Below are 16,416 nucleotides of genomic sequence, written 5' to 3'. Positions count from 1 at the left end.
CCCCGTCAAGGGGCCCTGAGTGCGCTTAACTAGCTCTTCGCGCCGGCAGCGCCAACCGCGGCTTGCCTAGCACCAGAGTCGCAACCCGCGACGCGAACCGCCGCGTCAAGAAGCGCACGCCGAAGCACGACAGCTTGTTGAACAGGCCGGGCACAACCGTACGCTTGCCGCGCAGCATCGCACGGATAGCGGCGCGCGCGACGAACTCCGCGCTTTTCGTCGACGCGTTCGCAATCCACGAATAGTCGCCCCCGCCGGATGCGGCATGGAACTCGGTTTCCGTGCCGCCAGGGCAGACGCAGGTCACCGACAGCGACGTGCCGCGGTGCTCGTCATGGAGGCCCTCGCTGAAGTTGCGGACGAACGCCTTCGACGCGGCGTACAGCGCCATGTTCGGCACTGACTGGTACGCGCCGGTCGACGCGATGTTCACCATGTACGCGGGTCCGGTGCCTGCCTTGCGCGCGTCGACGAAGCACCGCGCGAGTGCGACGAGCGAGGTCATGTTGAGTTGGACGAGCTCCGCGTCGCGCGCCCAGTCGACCTCGTCGAACCGGCGGAAGTAGCCGAATCCGGCGTTGTTGATCAGGATGTCGATCGGGCCGGCCGCAGTGGCGGAGGCCCACAGCGCGCGCGCGGCATCGGGCTTGCCGAGATCCGCGATAACGATCTCGACCTTCACGCCCTTGCAGGTCGCGGCGACCTCCTCGAGTGCGTCGCGGCGCCGCGCCGTCAGCACGAGATCAACGCCGAGCGCCGCGAGCTCGCGCGCGATTGCCGCGCCAATGCCGCTGGATGCACCGGTCACCAGTGCGCGCTTGCCCATGCCGACGGTTGTGGATGTACTCAAATCGCTCTCCTTATCGTGTGAAAATCACCCTAGCCAGGTGATCCGGGGTCTTTGACCGCCTCTATCTCATCTTGACGACGACCTTGCCCCTGGAACGCCCCTGGGCAAGGTATTCAAGGGCTTCCTTTGCTTGCTCGAATGGAAACACCTTGTCGATCACCGGCCGGATGTGCCCTCCCTCGAGGAGTTCGCCGATTTGGGCGAGTTGATCGCCATCGGGACGCACGAACAAAAACGAGTAGGCGACTTCCCGTCTTTTCGCAAGGCGGATGATCTTGCGGCTCATCAAGCCGAACACGAAGGTCAGCAAGAAGTTCAGCCGTCGAGCGCGAGCGAATGCCGCGTCCAGCGGTCCGACCAGGGATACCATCGTGCCTCCCGGCTTGAGGATATCGACGGTTTTCTCCAACGCGTCACCCCTGACCGTGCCAAGCACCGCGTCGTAGTCGCGTAGCACTTTCTCGAACTCCTGCTTCTTGTAGTCAACCACCTCGTCCGCGCCCAGCCCGCTCACCAGTTCGACGTTGCCGGTGCTGGTGCTGGTTCCCACCTTGGCGCCCAGGTGCTTTGCCAGTTGAATCGCAAACGTGCCAATACCGCCGGAGCCTGCGGGAATGAACACCTTTTGACCAGCCCGAAGAATGGCGCGTTCACTCAGCGCTTGCCACGAGGTGAGCCCAACCATCGGGATCGATGCCGCCTGCACGAAGTCCAGGTTGGCCGGCTTCATCGCGGCCGCGCTCTCCGGCACCACCGCGAACTCGGCGATCGAGCCCGTGCCCATGTCGAAGATGCTGGCGAAGACCGCATCGCCGGGTCTGAAGCGCGTCACGCTGCTGCCGACCTCCGTCACCACACCGGCTAGATCGCTGCCCAGCGTAGCCGGAAGCCGGAACCGAAGGACGGGTTTGAAGATGCCGGTGGGGATTATGTTGTCGATCGGGTTCACGCCCGCGGCGTGGACCTGAACCAGCAGTTCGCTGGGCTTGAGCGTCGGGCGGGGAACGTCCGAGATGCCGATGTCGGGCGACTTGCCATAGCGTTTGAAGGTGAGCGCTTTCATGATTTTCCTTGTTCCTGACGTAGCGAGGTTTGTGAATGGCGTCGTATGACTCCATGCTGGGGACGTAATTTTTATTTTCGCATGATGATCATCATATTTTTAGGCAAGCGAAGAATTGATGGATTTCAGTGGCGTCAGGCGACGGGCAGGTGCTTCAAGGCAGCCGTAAGCAGGCTGTCGGACAGCGCAGGCTCGTCGACGACGCGGGCCAACAGCAACGTGCCGACCATGGCAGAGATGGTCACGAGGGAGCGCTCGTGGACACCCGGCTGCCCCCAATCCGGCGACTGGCGGGCAACAAGATCGACCATTTCCTTGATGTACCGGGTGGTCACGCGCCGGACTTCGGGCGCTTGGCGCACGGTCTCCGAGCCCAGCGCGGCCAGCGGGCACCCCTGCTCCACCTGCTCCAGGTTTTCTCGCGAGAGATAGGCGTGGAGCATGTAGGTCAAAGCCTGTTCCGGGGGCACGCTGGCAACAACGTCTGCCGCTACGGCTGCCGACTCCGCACAAGCCCGCCCCACTGCTTCCGCCAGCATGGCCTCGCGCGAGGCGAAGTGTGCGTAGAAGGCGCCGTGGGTCAGGCCGGCCTCCTTCATGATGTCGGCTACTCCGGTCCCGTCATAGCCGCTGCGACGGATCGCCCGCGCAGCGGCGGCCACGATGCGCTCATGCGAGGCTTCCTTGGCTGCCGTTCTAATGGTGGGTTTTGTATTTCGCATGACGATAATCATACACGATTTCAAAAAAATGTGTTGTGAGGCGTCAAACCGTTGTCGCAACGCTTTCCTCCCTTACCGTCTGCGGGGTCTTTCCTGTCCAGGCATGAAATGCCCTGGCAAAGGAATTGGAATCCTCAAAGCCCAGCAGGAAGGAGATCTCCGCACCCGACATGTGCGTGTTGCGCAAATAGTGGTGTGCCAGCGAGCCGCGCAGCGTATCCAGCGTTTGCTGGAACGTGGTGCCCTCCTCTTTCAGCCGACGTTGCAGCGTGCGCGTGCTGACTGCCAGCTTGCGGCTGACCGTCAGCATCGACACTTCGCCGGCCGGCAGGCATTCCAGCAACGTGCTGCGCACCCTCTCCAGCATGCCGGCGCTGCGGTCCAGATCGGCCAGCCGCTGCCGCAACGACGGTTCGAAAAACAGCCACATCTTGTGGTTTTCGGTCAGAAAGGGGCGATCCATATCCTCGTTGGCGAAGACCAACGTGGCCAGCTGCGCGTCGGTCACCGCCATGCCGAAGTGCGAGGCGTATTTATCCGCGTCCGCTTCGGTGATGGCATGAAGAGGCCAGCTGACGCGCAGTGGCTGGACATGCGTGCGCGTCGCCAGGCGCGCCAGCTGAACAAAGAAAACCAGCTTGAACGCCAGGAACACCAACGGCGGCCGCGCGGTGGGCTCGATGAAGTCGATGGTGACCGTGGTCTGCGCCGGCGCACGCGTCATGTTGATGCTCATGGGCGCGATTAATTTGACGTACTTGCTGATCCGATCCAGCGCAGCGGCCAGGTTAGGACTGCACAGTGCGGCAAACAGTTCAGGATCGAACCATTCAGAGGACATGACCTGCGCGATACGCAGTGGCGCCGGCAGGTCCGGGGCGAGCGATGCCGCTTCGTCGTCGATCGCGGTCCACAGCTTGAAGAAGTTGGCGGCATCCAGACGCACGTTCTGGCGCGCGAACAAGTCGCCTGGCAATTGCGCGCGGCGCAGCACCGGCGCGGTGGCCAGCCCCGCATCCTGCATCAACAGGCGCCAGCCCGGCCAGATCGCATAGTCCATTTTATTTGATGAGTTCATGGGATCAGTCTAGCTCGCAGAACACGCCACCACAATAGCCAACGGCGCCAGGACGCCTACGGTGAAGTTGGCGCATTTTGCGCTTATGTGGCGCGATTGGCGAGTGCCAGCAACGTCCGCCTCAGGCAAAGTAAAGCCACTGCAAAACTCTACAAAGAAGGCAATGAAATGAAAAAGACTATCCTGATTACCGGCGCATCGTCGGGTTTCGGCATGCTGTTGGCTAACCACCTGCACCAACAAGGCCACACAGTGATCGGCACCAGCCGCGAGCCGGAAAAGCATGCCGGCAAGTTGCCGTTCAAGCTGCTCCCACTGGATATCGGCGACGACCGCTCCATCCGGGCATTCACGGAAGCGCTGTTCCAGCACACGTCGAAGCTCGATGTGCTGGTCAATAACGCTGGCTACATGGTGACGGGCATCGCCGAGGAGACCTCGATTGAGCTGGGGAGGCAGCAGTTTGAAACCAACTTCTGGGGCACGGTGAAGGTGACGAATGCTTTGCTGCCGCAGTTCCGCGCGCAGAAGCAGGGGCAGATTATTACGGTCAGTTCCATCGTCGGCCTGATCGGACCACCCAACCTGTCGTTCTACAGCGCTTCCAAGCATGCGGTACAGGGGTACTTCAAATCGCTGCGCTTCGAGCTTAACCAATTCAACATCAAGGTCAGCATGGTTGAGCCGGTGTGGTTCAAGACTAACCTGGCCCATAACGCAGTTGCGGCAAGCCAGACCAATATCGCGGATTACAACAGCTATCGCCGCAAGGCGAATGCCGCAACTCAAAAGGGCATCGATGAAGCGGAGGCGCCGGATGCGGTGGTCAATACCATTGATCGGTTGATCAGCACGCAGGAACCGAAATTCAGCAATCCGGTCGGCAAGATGACCGGCATGATTCTGTTCCTGCAAAGCTATGCGCCGAAGATGTTTGAAGGCTCCATTCTGAAAAGTGTGGAGACCGCCTTATCATGAAATACTACCTCTGCAAATACATTCCGCCACGCGCGAACTTCCTGTCCACCATTTCTGCCGATGAGCAAGCTTGGATGCAGCAGCATGGCAACTATCTGAACCAGTTGCTGGAGCAAGGCGCGATTGTGGCGCATGGACCGGTGATCGATGAGACTGGCGGCTATGGGGTGTCGCTGTACCAGATCGCCGACGACCAGGAGATTGACGCGCTGACATCGGAAGACCCGATTATCAAGCACGGCATAGGCCACTACGAGCACTACACCATGTTGCATTTGAAATTCAAGCCATTGCCGCCGCACGAGTGATGCCCGAAGCCGGCGGCGCGATTTCTTTTTCGCCCGCCGGCTTTTGCATTAGAATCAGCGTCTTTGCATACCGCTCAGGGAACCCGATGGCAGATGTGCCCCTTCTCACGGTTTACGGTGCACAAGCGTCGGGATCGATCGCCGTCGAAGCGGCACTGACACTGCTCGGTATTCCGTACTCCCTCATCGAGGGCGCCACTTGGGTGGATGAGGAAGCCAGAGACCGCGTCGCAGCGGAAAATCCGATGCGGCAGATCCCAACCTTGGTCATGCCAGACGGAGAGGTCATGACGGAGAGCGCCGCAATACTGATCTACCTTGCGGATCTGTACCCTGACGCGGGCCTGGCGCCGGCGCCGGAAGACCCTCGGCGGCGCCAATTTCTGCGATGGATGGTCTACGTATCCTCAGCCATCTACTCGCTCCATTGGATCAAGCCCGATGTCCAGCGCATCGGCGCGCCCGTCGGCGCACGAACGTCCGTGGTCAACGCAGTGCATGAGCGCATCGCATTTTGTTGGAACAACATGGATCGTCAGCTAAAGCCAGGCCGGTATCTTCTTGGTGATGATCTGTCCGTGCTTGACCTCTACGTCACGGTGGCCTCCCGCTTCGGCCCTTGGCGCGATCGTTTCTACGAGGTCGCGCCACGCATGACGCCGGTGGTACGCCGCGTGGACGAAGACCCCCGTCTCACGACCTTCTGGCGCGAGCGTTTCCCGCAAGACTAGACGCAACCGCCCAGGCCGGCGGCGCGATTTCTTTTTCACCGGCCGGCTTTTGCATTAGAATCATCGTTTTTGCATACCGCCCAGGGAAACAGATGGCAGATGGTAAGAACGAACTCAAACGGGGCCTGAAGAGCCGGCACATCCAGCTGATCGCGCTTGGCGGCGCCATCGGCACCGGCCTGTTCCTCGGCATCGCCCAAACCATACAGATGGCCGGGCCGTCGGTGCTGCTGGGCTATGGCATGGCCGGCCTGATCGCCTTCTTCATCATGCGCCAGCTGGGCGAGATGGTGGTCGACGAGCCGGTCGCCGGTTCGTTCAGCTACTTCGCCGACAAATACTGCGGCCACCTGGCCGGCTTCACGGCGGGCTGGAACTACTGGGTGCTGTATGTGCTGGTCAGCATGGCCGAACTGTCGGCGGTCGGCATCTACGTCCAGTACTGGTGGCCGGCGATCCCGACCTGGGTTTCTGCATTGGCGTTCTTCGCCATCATCAACACCATCAGCCTGTCCAACGTCAAGGCCTTCGGCGAGATGGAGTTCTGGTTCGCCATCATCAAGGTGGTCGCCATCGTCGGCATGATCGTGTTCGGCGCCTACCTGCTGTTCTCCGGCAGCGCCGGTCCGGAAGCCACGGTCGCCAACCTGTGGCAACACGGCGGCTTCTTCCCCAACGGGGTCGGCGGCCTGGTCATGGCGATGGCCGTCATCATGTTCTCGTTCGGCGGCCTGGAGCTGATCGGCATCACCGCGGCCGAGGCGGACAATCCATCGCATACCATACCCAAGGCCACCAACCAGGCCATCTACCGCATCCTGATCTTCTACATCGGCGCGCTGGGCATCCTGCTGTCGCTGTACCCCTGGCAGAAGGTGGTCACCGGCGGCAGCCCGTTCGTGCTGATCTTCCATGCGCTGAACAGCAACCTGGTGGCGCACGCGCTGAACGCGGTGGTGCTGACGGCCGCGCTGTCGGTGTATAACAGCTGCGTGTATTCCAATACGCGCATGCTGTACGGCCTGGCCAAGCAAGGCAACGCGCCGCAGGCGCTGCTGAAGTTGAACAAGCGCGGCGCGCCGCTTGCGGCGCTGGGCGTGTCCGCGCTGGCGACCGGCATCTGCGTGGCCGTCAACTACTTCATGCCGGGCAAGGCCTTCGGCTTCCTGATGGGACTCGTCGTCTCGGCGCTGATCATCAACTGGGGCATGATCAGCTGGATCCACCTGCGCTTCCGCGCGCAGAAAAAGGCCGAGGGCCAGACCACCGCGTTCCGCAGCCTGGGCTACCCGCTGACCAACTACCTGTGCCTGGCCTTCCTGGCCGGCATCCTGGTGGTGATGTACATGACGCCGGACCTGCAGCTGTCGGTGTACCTGATCCCGGTATGGCTGGCGGTGCTGGGCGTCGGCTACCAGCTGCGCACCAAAAAGCCAAGCGCCGCAGCGGTGCAATGAACGTGCGGCGCGGCCGGAGCTGGCGTGCCCTCGTCGGCGCCGCCATGCTGTGGCTGGCGTGCGCGCCGGCCGCGGCGCTCAATCCGGACATCCGGCTCGACGACTACAATCACGCCTCATGGACTGCGCGCGACGGCGCGCCGGGCGAGGTAAAAAGCCTCGCGCAGACGCCGGACGGCTGGCTGTGGCTGGGTACCACGACCGGCCTGTTCCGCTTCGACGGCGTGCGCTTCGAACGCTACGTCCTGCCGATCAACGGCGAATTCGCCCGCCGCCGCATCACCGAACTGCGCGCGCAGGACAACGGCGACCTGTGGATCAGCTACATGGTCGGCAGCCTGTCGGTGCTGCACAAGGACGGCAGGCTGGAAGACCTGCCCGCATTCGACAGCAAGAACGGCCGCGTCATGACGCTGGCGCCGGACAGCGACGGCGGCGTGTGGATCGCGAGCGACAACGGCCTGTTCCTGCATGCGCACGGCCAGCCGCGCAAGATCGGCCCGGATCAAGGCCTGCCGGAGTTGATGGCAAAGAGCGTACTGCTCGACCAGTACGGCCAGGTCTGGACCATCAATGCCCTGGGCCTGTACCGCCTGGACCGCGCCACCGGAAAATTCCAGCAAGTGCTGGCGCAGGCCAACGACGCCGCGCTGATTCAATCGCCCGACGGCCGCATGTGGCTGGCCGATGGGCAGCGCCTGCAGCCGGTGCCGTTGGCGCTGAGCCTTCCGCCCGGCTACGCCCCGGCCCGCGCGCTGCCGCGTTCAGCCGGCTTCAATCCGGCCGAATCACGCTGGGCCGGCCAGTTCGACCGTGACGGCAATCTGTGGACCCAGCACTGTCCGCAGGGCTTGTGTGTGGTGGCGCGCGGCGGCCAACGGCAGGACGCATTCACGCCGGTGCGCGACGCCACAGACACGCTGAATCCGCTCACACAGATGTCTGCGCGCGCCGCCAACGTCATCATGGAAGACCGCGAAGGCAATATCTGGATCGCCACCCAGGGTGGCCTCGACCGCTTCCGTGAAAACCGTTTGATACCGGCGCGGGTGCCGCTGTCGGCCGGCATTTTCAGCATGGCCGGCGACACCGAGGGCGGCGTCTGGGCCACCACGCAGAACACCGCCACCGCCTGGCGACTGGCGCCGGGCAAGGCGCCGCAGGAAGAACGCAGCCAGCCGTTCTCGGTGGTGGCCAACGCCCGCGACGGCGCGCTGCTGCTGGCGGGCCGGCGCGAGATCGAGCGCCGCCTGCACGGCCAGGTCAGCAAGATACCGCTGCCGCCGGGCCCCGACGGCCAGCCCACGGACCTCGACGTGCTCGGTCTGCAGGACGACGGCAAGGTGCTGTGGATGGCGGCCTCCAAGGTCGGCCTGATGGGCTACGTGGACGGCCGCTGGCTGCCGCGCAGCGCCTTCACGCTGTCGCCGCGCATCTTCCTCGGCGCGCCAGGGCGCGGCGCCGGCCAGCGCTGGCACGCCACGGCAGACGGCATGCTTGTCTTCAACGACAACGGCAAGATGACCACATACGACGGCCGTGCCCTGGGGCTGATCACCAGCATCACCGCCGGCGAGGACGTCGTGGCCGGTGGCGACCAAGGCCTGGCGGTATTGCAGGGTCAGGGCTTCCGCATGCTCAAGACCGACCGGCCCGACGCGCTGGTCAACATCTCCGGCATGGCCATCACCGCCGACGGCGACCGCTGGCTCAACGGCGCCAAGGGCGTGGTCCACGTGCGCCGCGACGACTGGCGCGACGCCGTCGACCATCCGGACGCGCCGCTGCGCTACGAATTGACCGGCGCCCTGGATGGCTATCCGGGCCAGGCGATGGTGGAGAACCGCCTGCCCAGCGTGTTTGCCGACCGCGCGGGCCAGCTGTGGTTCATGGCCAGCGGCGGCATCGTGCGGCTGGCCCCGGGCCAGATCCGCCGCAACGGTTTCAAGCCGGAAGTGCGGGTGCTGCGTATCGACGCCGGCGCCACCAGCTACGCCGCCAAGGCCGGCCTGCGCCTGCCGCCCGGATCGCAGGACCTGGACATCCAGTTCACCGCGCCCGGCCTCGGCAAGCCCGAGGCGATGCGTTTCCAGTACCGGCTGTCCGGCGTCAACGGCGACTGGCAGGAGGCAGGCGGCCGCCGCACCGCCTACTACACCAACCTCGGCCCGGGCAGCTACAGCTTCCGCGTGCGCGCCTGGAACGACGACGGCGTGCCGGTCGAGCAGGAGGCGCTGCTGGAATTCGAGATCGCGCCGACCTTCGTGCAGAGCATCTGGTTCAAGCTACTATGCGTGCTGGCGGCGGCCGGCCTGCTGTACCTGCTTTACCTGCACCGCATGCGCGTCGCCGTCGAACGCGTGGCCGAGCGCATGCACGTGCGCATGGCGGAACGCGAACGCATCGCCCGCACGCTGCACGACACCTTCCTGCAAAGCGTGCAGGCGATCATCCTGCGGCTGGACGTGGTCGTCACCACGCTGCCGCAAGACAGCGCGGCACGCAAGGCGCTGGAACCCATCCTCGACAATGCCAGCGACACCGTCGTCGAAGGCCGCGACCAGGTGCACGAGCTGCGCTCTGGCCGCATCGACGACGTCGAGCGCGCCGCGCGCGAGGCCGGACTCCAGCTGGAAAGCGAGCATCCCGGCACCCGATTCGTGCTGATGGTCTGCGGCGCGCGCGTCAAGCTCGACGCCCTGGTGGCGGAGGAAGCCTGCGAGATCGGCCGCGAAGCGATGCGCAACGCCTTCCATCATGCCGGCGCGGCCCAGGTGGAGGTGCAGCTCATCTACGAACGCGAACACTTCATGCTGCAGGTGGTCGACAACGGCAAGGGCATGACCGCCGCCGAGGTACAGGGCGAGAACAGCCCCCGGCACTACGGCCTGGTCGGCATGCGCGAACGGGCGGCGCGCGCCGGGGGCAAGCTGGACATCGACAGCGCACCCGGCAAAGGCACCCGCGTGACGCTGACCGTTCCAGCCCGCCTGGCCTACGCCGGCGGCGTGCGGCGCTGGTGGCGCCGCCGGCAGCACCCCAAAGCCGCCTAGCGCAACCGGCCGCGCCGCAGCAGGTTGACAACGGCCAGCAGCACCAGCGCGCCGACGAAGGATACCGCCAGCGATTCGACACTGAAGTCGTTCGCATTGATGGTGCCGGTGCCCAGCATCGGCGCCAGCAGCCAGCCGCTGAGCAGCGCGCCGACTATGCCGACCACGACGTTCAGCACCAGCCCCTGCTGCGCGTCGGTTCGCATGACCAGGCTGGCCAGCCAGCCCAGTATTCCTCCCACCACTATCCAGATGATGATATTCATCGTACTCCTCCGTGTGATCAACGCGGCCGGCGGCCGCTGTGTGACGATTATCCAAAGCCCGGTCGTTCGCGCCTATCGGAGTTGGCGCCGCCACGGCGTCGGACTGCTCCTGCCTCGCGACGGAGTAAAATGGCGGCAAGCACATGCACTCTGAACGGGACCACACTTGAACCGCACCGCCCCAGCCTCCATCACCAAGCTTGAACAGCAGCTGCTGCAGCCCGGCGTCAAGGGACTGCCGATCACCATGCCGCTGCGCCAGGCGGACATCGCAGCCCAGCACTGGAACGTGCTGCGGGCGGAGACCGGCTTTCCGGTGGCGCTGCTGAAGATCTCGGCGCTGGAGCACAACCTGCAATGGATGCGGCGCTTCTGCGCGCAGTACGGCGCGCAACTGGCGCCGCACGGCAAGACCACGATGAGCCCCCAGCTGTTCGACGCCCAGCTGTCCAACGGCGCCTGGGGCATGACGCTGGCCACCGCCGCGCAAGTGCAGGTTGCCTACCGCTTCGGCGTGCGGCGCGTGCTGATGGCCAACCAGCTGGTGGCGCCGGCCGACATCCACGCCATGCTGACGCTGATGCAGCGCGATCCATCGTTCGAGTTCTACGCGCTGGTCGATTCCAGCGCCGGCGTGGCGCGCTTGTCGCAGGCGGCGAAAAAGCTGGGCATGCAGCGGCCCTTGCCGCTGCTGGTGGAGCTGGGCCTGGCCGGCAAACGCGCCGGCTGCCGGAGCACCGACCAGGCCCTGGCGCTGGCGCGCGAGGTCGCCGCCGCGCCCGGCCTCGAACTGGCCGGCATGGAGGGCTACGAGGGCCTGCTGCACAGCCACGACGCCGAGCAGGACCGCGAGGCCGTCGGCGGCTTTGTCGGTCAATTGTCCGAGCTGCTGCGCCAGGCCGACGCCGAGCAGCTGTTCACGCGCGACCAGATCCTGCTATCGGCGGGCGGCTCCGCCTACTTCGACCTGGTCGCCGCAGGCTTCGCGCAGGTCAAGGGCTTGTCGCGCACGGTGCTGCCGGTGCTGCGCAGTGGCTGCTACCTGACCAGCGACCACGGCTTCTATAACGGCATGATCGCCCAGCTCAACGAGCGCGAAGGCACGGCGCAGGACCAGGGCCTGCGGCCGGCGCTGGAAGTGTGGAGCATGGTGCTGTCGCGTCCCGAGCCGACGCTGGCGATACTGGGCATGGGCAAGCGCGACGCCTCCTACGACATGGACCTGCCGCGCGCCCTGCTGTCGCACCGCCCGGGCACGGCGGCGGCCAGGCCCACGGCATTGCCGGACGGCTGCCGCATCGAGAAAATGAACGACCAACACGCCTATCTGCGGCTGCCGGAGGGCCATGCCATCGGCGCGGAACTGGAGGTCGGCGACCTGATAGGCTGCGGCATTTCGCACCCCTGCACCACCTTCGACAAGTGGCCGCTGATCCTGGCGGTGGACGACGACTACGGCGTGCGCCACGCCGTCAATACCTTCTTTTAGGCCGCGCCTGCGGGCAGGTGCTTTTTCATGACGGCGAACATCTGCTCGACGTCGATCGGCTTGCCGATGAAATCGTCCATGCCGGCTGCGATGCACTGCTCGCGCTCGGACTCCATCACGCCGGCCGTCATCGCGATCACCGGCAAGGCCAGCGCCAGCTCGGTGCGAATCGCGCGCGTCGCCGCAAAGCCGTCCATGACCGGCATCTGCACGTCCATCAACACCATGTCGTAGCCCCTGCTCTCGCGCAGGCGCGCAAGCGCGGCCTCGCCGTTGTCCGCCACCGTCACCACGGCGCCGGCGTGTTCAAGGATGCCGCGCGCCACATGCTGGTTGATCAGGTTGTCCTCCACCAGCAGCACGCGCAGGCCCGCAAACGCCGGTGCCGCCACCGGATCGCCGTCCACCGCGCCAACCGGGCGATGCGCCAGCGCCGTCTGCATCGCGTCGAACAGTGTGGACGATGTCACCGGCTTGGTCAGGAATGCCGACGCGCTGTTCGACGCGGCTTCCTCTACCAGCTTGTTGCGCCCGAACGCGTTGACCATGCAGATCACCGGCACGCCCGGCATCTGCCGCTGGATCGCGCTCATGGCGGCCGGACCGTCCATGCCGGGCATCTGCCAGTCCACCAGCGCCGCATCGTAAGTCCGTCCGCCATCCAGCAGCTCCAGCGCTTCCTCGCCCGAGGCCACGACATCGCAGGTCCAGTTCCAGCCCATGATGGTCTTGCCGAGGAAGGAGCGGCTGGTCGGGTTGTCGTCCACCACCAGCAGGTGCAGACGGCCGGCCTGCTTGCCGGTCTCCGCCGCCGCCTCGCCGGAAGGGTTCATCGGCAGCGTAAACGCAAACGTGCTGCCCTCCCCGACCACGCTGTGCACGGCGATGGTCCCGCCCAGCAGCTCGATCAGGCCCTTGGAGATCGTCAGTCCCAGCCCGGTGCCGCCGAAGCGCCGTGTGGTCGACAGGTCGCCCTGCGTGAACGGCGAGAACAAACGCGCCAGCTGTTCCCCGCTCATGCCGATGCCGGTGTCGCGCACGGTAAAGCGCAGCATCAGCAGCGGGCCGTCGCCGTCCGCGCGCTCCACCAGCACCGACACCTCGCCCTGCGCGGTGAACTTGATGGCGTTGCCGGTCAGGTTGACCAGTATCTGCTGCAGGCGCAGCGCGTCGCCCACCAGCATGCGCGGCACGTCCAGCTCCACGCCGATGCACAGCTCCAGGTTCTTTTCGCCGACGCTGACGCTCATGATGCTGGCCAGCGAATGCAGCACCTCGTCCAGATGGAAGCTCGCCGGATGGATTTCGATCTTCCCGGCGGTCATCTTGGAGTAGTCCAGGATATCGTTCAGTATCCCCAGCAGCGACTGTCCGGAAGCCCGTATCATCTCCAGGTAGCGTGCCTGCTCCTGCGACAGCCCGGTGGTGCTGAGCAAATGCGCCATGCCCAGCACGGCGTTCATCGGCGTGCGCAGTTCGTGGCTCATATTGGCCACGAAGATGTCCTTGGCGGCGCTGGCGATCTGCACCTGCTCCATCGCCTGCCGCAGTTCCGTTTCGGCGCGCTTCTGCTCCGTGACGTCGCGCACGATGCCGACGAACAGCGGCTGGCCTTCGACATGCAGCGCCCGTATCGACAGCTGCAGCGCGAAGGTGGTGCCGTTCTTGCGCAGTCCCTCCAGCTCGACATTGTTCTTGCCTACCACCGTCGGCGCGCCGCCGCCAAGGTAGCGCTTCATGCCCGCGTCATGCGCGCCGCGCATTCGCTCCGGCATCAGCCGCACGATGTTGGAGCCGACCGCCTCCTCCGTCGTATAGCCGAAAATGCCCGAGGCGGCGCGGTTGAACGATTCGATCACGCCACTGGCGTTGATGGTGATGATGCCGTCGCCGACGTTTTCCATCACGGTGCGCGTGCGCAGCTCCTTGTCGATCGCCTCGCGCCGGGCCGATTGCAGTTGCAGCGTGCGTTCCTCGATCACGCTTTCCAGGCGGTCGCGGTACTGCTGCAGTTCCGTCTCCACCGCGTGCAGCGTCTGCAGGGCATCGTCGGCCTCGAGGAAGATCGGCCGCGCGCGCCCGCGCCCGGAGACGGCGCCGCCGCCGCGCCCCAGCGCGGTCGCCGCCAGCGACAGCATGCTGACCGAATCGCCGATGCGGCGCGCAAAGTACCAGGCCATCGCGACGCCCATCGCCAGCAGTCCCGCCACCAACAGGCTGATCCACCTGATCGATTTCAGCATCTCCGCCAGCACGGTGCTGCGCGGGACGGCGATCACCACCGCCCATCCGGTGGCCGTCGAATGGCTGATCATCGAATACACCGGCGTTCCCTCGTGGGTGGTCGATTCGATCACCGCGTCGCCGCTGCGCCCCATCTGCGCCAGCAGCGAGGGCGAGCCAGGTTTGCCGATGTATTTTTCAGGTTCGAGTGTGCGCGCCACAGTCACGCCCTGCGTATCGAAAATGCCGGCCACCCGTCCCTTCGACAATCCCTGTTCCATCAACACCTTGCCCAGCCGCTCCGGCACGAAGCCCACCGAGATACAGTAGATCACCTTGCCGTCGCGGATCACCGGCACGTGCACCGCCACCAGCGGCCGTTTCAGCGCGCCGCCGATAAACACATCCGACACCACCGTCCGCCCGGTATCGAACACCTTGCGGATGCGTTCGAGGCTGCCCGGATCGGCCATCGATCCGCCGAACGGCCGCACGGTGTTGAGCAGCTGGACCGAGTCGCGGTCGCTCAGCACGAAATTAAAGCCGGGGAATTCGGGACCCAGTGCCCGCGTGGCCTGGCGGTGGAACGCGGCCAGGTCGCCCCGGTCCAGGCTGGGCGAGTGGCTCAAGGCCAACGCCAGGGAGATGCCGGTGTTCAGGTCGCGGTCGACCACCCGCATCAGGGCGCGCGCGGTGATCAGCGCCTCATGCTGGATCTGCGCGCGTTCGCGCTCGAAGAAGTTATTCGCCAACAGCGCAAAGCCGACAACGGCCGGCAGCGCGCAGGCCCACACCAAAGTGTAGATCTGCGTCCGGATCGACGGCAGCGGGCGTCGGGCGGCTGGCTTCATCTACAACCTGGCGCCCAGGCTGAGCACCGCCGCCACGTTGCGCGCGGCGCTGCGCACGTTCTGCGCCGCCTCGGCCAGCGCCTGCTCGACGCTGCACGGGCGAGCGACCGCCGCGAACACGGCGTCAATGCCGTGCTGGTGCACCACGCCGGCGCCCGGTGCCAGACAGCCGGCGATGCCGATCACCGGCTTGCCGTGCCGCTGCGCCACGCGCGCCACGCCGATCGGCGTCTTGCCGTGGATGGACTGGCTGTCGATGCGGCCTTCGCCGGTGATCACCAGGTCGGCGTCTGCGACGGCCGCATCCAGCCCGACCGCCGCCGTCACGATCTCGCTGCCGGGACGCAGCCGGCCGCCGAGGAACACCAGCATCGCCGCCGCGATGCCGCCGCCGGCGCCGGAGCCCGGCACATCGGCCACCTCGGCCAGCTGCCGCCCCAGGTCGCGGGCGACGATGGCGGCGTAGTGGCGCAGGTTGTCGTCCAGTTGCAGGACCGTGGCGACATCGGCGCCTTTTTGCGGGCCGAAGATATGCGAGGCTCCCTGCGGGCCGACCAGCGGGTTGCTGACGTCGCAGGCGACGTCGAATTGCGCCTCGGCGATGCGCGCATCGAGACCGGCGGCATCGATCCGGGCCAGCGCGCGCAAGGCGCCGCCGCCGGCGCACAGCTCGGCGCCGCCGGCATCGAGCATGCGCACGCCCAGCGCCTGCAGCATGCCGGCGCCGCCGTCGTTGGTGGCGCTGCCGCCCACGCCCAGCACGAAGCGCCGCGCGCCGGCGTCGAGCGCATGGCGTATCAACTCGCCGGTGCCGTAGCTGGTGGTGCGCAGCGGATCGCGCTGCGCGGGCGCCAGCAGTTCCAGTCCGCTGGCGGCGGCCATTTCGATCACCGCTGTTTTCCCATCCCCCATCATGCCGTAGAACGCGGCGACCGGCGCGCCCAGCGGGCCGGTGACCCGCAGCTCGATGCGGCGCCCGCCGCTGGCGTCTATCATCGCCTGCACCGTGCCTTCGCCGCCGTCGGCCACCGGCAGCTTGCGATACTCGGCGTCCGGGAAGAACTCGCGGAAGCCGGCCTCGATTTCATTGGCCACCTCCATCGCGGTCAGGCTCTCCTTGAACGAGTCGGGCGCAATCACAATTTTCATCAGGGAAACCCAATCAACAGTCGATACAGCAAGTATCGCACCAAACAGCAACATGCTGGCCGCCGATTCGCGGATTTGGCTTGCCCATATAACAACAACCTCGGCACAAGCGCCAACTTCCTGTATTATTTGCCGTTGCCTGAAACGGCTCATGAGGCCGTCTTGGGAACAGAGATAAACACAATAAAATTGGAGCCA

Annotated in this window: 13 protein-coding genes; 6 read left to right on the top strand and 7 right to left on the bottom strand. The window is 65.4% G+C overall.

Features of this window, described 5'->3' with window-relative positions; all coding sequences use genetic code 11:
- Nucleotides 1-25: 25 nt before the first annotated feature.
- The 4 genes from ACSQ3S_RS17110 to ACSQ3S_RS17095 all read right to left on the bottom strand — a co-directional run bounded on the left by ACSQ3S_RS17110 (nt 26) and on the right by ACSQ3S_RS17095 (nt 3,695).
- Nucleotides 26-850 (bottom strand): SDR family NAD(P)-dependent oxidoreductase, encoded by an 825-nt coding sequence (locus tag ACSQ3S_RS17110; protein WP_436143130.1) that lies wholly within the window; start codon nt 848-850, stop codon nt 26-28.
- A 61-nt stretch (nt 851-911) separates the two neighbouring features.
- On the bottom strand, nt 912-1,913 hold the full coding sequence (locus ACSQ3S_RS17105; RefSeq protein WP_436143129.1) for an NADP-dependent oxidoreductase: 1,002 nt from the start codon (nt 1,911-1,913) through the stop codon (nt 912-914).
- A 134-nt stretch (nt 1,914-2,047) separates the two neighbouring features.
- Nucleotides 2,048-2,647, bottom strand: coding sequence for a TetR/AcrR family transcriptional regulator (locus ACSQ3S_RS17100; RefSeq protein WP_436143128.1), 600 nt, complete (start codon nt 2,645-2,647; stop codon nt 2,048-2,050).
- Between the two features lie 31 nt (nt 2,648-2,678).
- On the bottom strand, nt 2,679-3,695 hold the full coding sequence (locus ACSQ3S_RS17095; protein WP_436143127.1) for an AraC family transcriptional regulator ligand-binding domain-containing protein: 1,017 nt from the start codon (nt 3,693-3,695) through the stop codon (nt 2,679-2,681).
- Between the two features lie 186 nt (nt 3,696-3,881).
- Here ACSQ3S_RS17095 and ACSQ3S_RS17090 point away from each other — a divergent pair, with 186 nt between their 5' ends.
- The 5 genes from ACSQ3S_RS17090 (at nt 3,882) to ACSQ3S_RS17070 (ending at nt 10,240) form a co-directional block, all read left to right on the top strand.
- Nucleotides 3,882-4,691, top strand: a complete 810-nt coding sequence (locus tag ACSQ3S_RS17090; protein WP_436143126.1) for an SDR family NAD(P)-dependent oxidoreductase — start codon at nt 3,882-3,884, stop codon at nt 4,689-4,691.
- On the top strand, nt 4,688-4,999 hold the full coding sequence (locus ACSQ3S_RS17085; protein ID WP_436143125.1) for a YciI family protein: 312 nt from the start codon (nt 4,688-4,690) through the stop codon (nt 4,997-4,999). Before ACSQ3S_RS17090 ends, ACSQ3S_RS17085 begins: the two co-directional genes overlap by 4 nt.
- Entirely contained in the window at nt 4,999-5,730 is a 732-nt protein-coding gene (locus ACSQ3S_RS17080) for a glutathione S-transferase family protein (protein WP_436143124.1), read from the top strand. The genes ACSQ3S_RS17085 and ACSQ3S_RS17080 overlap by 1 nt, the downstream gene beginning before the upstream one ends.
- Before the next feature lie 92 nt (nt 5,731-5,822).
- Nucleotides 5,823-7,187, top strand: a complete 1,365-nt coding sequence (locus ACSQ3S_RS17075) for an amino acid permease (RefSeq protein WP_436143123.1) — start codon at nt 5,823-5,825, stop codon at nt 7,185-7,187.
- Nucleotides 7,184-10,240, top strand: a complete 3,057-nt coding sequence (locus ACSQ3S_RS17070; protein ID WP_436143122.1) for a sensor histidine kinase — start codon at nt 7,184-7,186, stop codon at nt 10,238-10,240. The genes ACSQ3S_RS17075 and ACSQ3S_RS17070 overlap by 4 nt, the downstream gene beginning before the upstream one ends.
- Here the strand turns inward: ACSQ3S_RS17070 and ACSQ3S_RS17065 are convergent.
- Nucleotides 10,237-10,506 (bottom strand): GlsB/YeaQ/YmgE family stress response membrane protein, encoded by a 270-nt coding sequence (locus tag ACSQ3S_RS17065; protein WP_176650975.1) that lies wholly within the window; start codon nt 10,504-10,506, stop codon nt 10,237-10,239. The two genes, ACSQ3S_RS17070 and ACSQ3S_RS17065, sit on opposite strands and share 4 nt — an antisense overlap.
- A 166-nt stretch (nt 10,507-10,672) precedes the next feature.
- Here ACSQ3S_RS17065 and ACSQ3S_RS17060 point away from each other — a divergent pair, with 166 nt between their 5' ends.
- The gene (locus ACSQ3S_RS17060; protein WP_436143121.1) at nt 10,673-11,995 is read left to right on the top strand and encodes an amino acid deaminase; all 1,323 of its coding nucleotides are present in this window, start codon (nt 10,673-10,675) and stop codon (nt 11,993-11,995) included.
- Here ACSQ3S_RS17060 and ACSQ3S_RS17055 read toward each other — a convergent pair.
- Nucleotides 11,992-15,069, bottom strand: a complete 3,078-nt coding sequence (locus ACSQ3S_RS17055; RefSeq protein ID WP_436143120.1) for a response regulator — start codon at nt 15,067-15,069, stop codon at nt 11,992-11,994. The genes ACSQ3S_RS17060 and ACSQ3S_RS17055 overlap by 4 nt on opposite strands.
- A complete protein-coding gene (locus ACSQ3S_RS17050) occupies nt 15,070-16,218 on the bottom strand; it encodes a glycerate kinase (protein WP_436143119.1) in 1,149 nt (382 codons plus the stop codon).
- Nucleotides 16,219-16,416: the final 198 nt, after the last annotated feature.

The organism is Duganella sp. LjRoot269 (assembly GCF_964254095.1).
Taxonomy (GTDB): domain Bacteria; phylum Pseudomonadota; class Gammaproteobacteria; order Burkholderiales; family Burkholderiaceae_D; genus Rugamonas; species Rugamonas hordei.
The sequence above is the reverse complement of the archived record's forward strand: the minus strand, read 5'-3'. Positions and strand labels throughout refer to the sequence as shown.